Below are 1,655 nucleotides of genomic sequence, written 5' to 3'. Positions count from 1 at the left end.
AGAGCCATGCGGTCGAGGGCGATCAGCGCCGGCCGCGTCGAGCGCGGGCGCACCACCGCCGCGGCCGCGCCGCGCACCAGCACCTCGGGCACCAGCGGGCGGGTATTGTAGAAGCCGGACTGCACCGCGCCATAGGCGCCGGCGGTCATCACCGCCAGCAGGTCGCCGGCCTTCAGCTGCGGCAGCGGCCGGTCGAGGGCCAGGAAGTCGCCGGTCTCGCACACCGGCCCCACCACGTCCGCCAGCACCAGCGCCGCGTCGGCCGCGGGCGCGGCGACCGGGATGATGTCGTGGTGCGCCTCGTAGAGGGTCGGGCGGATGAGATCGTTCATCGCCGCGTCGACGATGACGAAGGTCTTGCCCTCGCCCTGCTTCACCCGGATCACGCGCGTGACCAGGATGCCGGCATTGGCCACGATCATGCGCCCCATCTCGAACACCAGCGGCAGATCGAGCCCGCCGAGCGCGCGCTCCACCACCCGCGCATAGGCGTCGGGCGCGGGCGCACCGGATCGGAGGCCGCATAGGGCACGCCGAGCCCGCCGCCGAGGTCGAGATGGTGCAGCCGGTGGCCGGCCGCCATCAAATCGCGCGCCAGCTCCGCCAGCAGGGTCACGGCGTTGTCGAACGGCGCCATGTCGGTGATCTGGCTGCCGATATGCATGTCCACGCCGGCGATGGCGAGGCCGGGCAGCCGCGCGGCCACGTCATAGACCTCCCGCGCGCGGGAGATCGGGATGCCGAACTTGGTGGCCGACTTGCCGGTGGAGATCTTCTTGTGGGTCTTCGCGTCCACGTCCGGATTGACGCGGATGGAGACCGGCGCCGTGCGCCCGAGGCTCGAAGCCACCTGCGAGAGCAGCAGCAGTTCCGGCTCGCTCTCCACATTGAAGCACAGGATGCCGGCGGCCAGCGCCTGCGCCATCTCCTCCTGGGTCTTGCCGACGCCGGAGAAGACGATGCGCTGCGCCGGAACGCCGGCCTGCAGCGCGCGCAGCAGCTCGCCTGCGGAAACGATGTCCGCCCCCGCGCCGAGCCGCGCCAGCGTGGCGATCACCGACTGGTTGGAATTGGCCTTCAGCGCGTAGCACAGCGTCACGTCGCGGTGCGCGAACGCCTCCATGAACACGCGGTAGTGCCGCTCCAGCGTGGCGGTGGAATAGCAGTAGAAGGGCGTGCCCAGGGTTTCGGCGAGGGGCGTGAGGTCGACGTCCTCGGCGTGGAGGCTGGCATCGCGATAGGAAAATGGTGCATCGGCGGCGGCTGGCTGAGCGCTTTCGGGCGCGGACGGGAGTGGCGTTGCGAAACGCGCGAAGCCGAATGTCTAGAGCATTTCCGCGCGACGTGGATACCGGTTCGCCGGAAGAAAATGCGCACGTTCCGCAGAGCGGCGAGGCGCGCCCGCTTGGGCCGATGGCGCGGCCGCCGTGGCGCGCCGCCCCGCTTCCGCCGATCGGCTCAGAGAAGGCCGTCGAGATGAACGGCTGGTTGGGACGCCGGGCGCCTTGAGCTGTTCGGGTGTGGCGGAGGAATTCTTGGTCGAGCCGGACTGCCAGCCGGTGCTGCCGCCCGACGCGCCCAAGAGCGACGGGGTCGAGGAGGCGCCGCTCTTGCCGGAGCCGCTCTCGGCGCTCGCCGCCGGCGGTGCGGGTGCG

The 1,655-nt window shown here is 71.2% G+C and carries 1 pseudogene; it reads right to left on the bottom strand.

The annotated features are described in order from the left end of the window. Nucleotides 1-1,254: pseudogene (lysA, locus tag AC2W7M_RS25010) on the bottom strand (diaminopimelate decarboxylase); the annotation flags it as partial. Nucleotides 1,255-1,655: the final 401 nt, after the last annotated feature.

It is taken from the genome of Xanthobacter sp. BG11Y11_SDJG, from assembly GCF_057364445.1.
The sequence above is the reverse complement of the archived record's forward strand: the minus strand, read 5'-3'. Positions and strand labels throughout refer to the sequence as shown.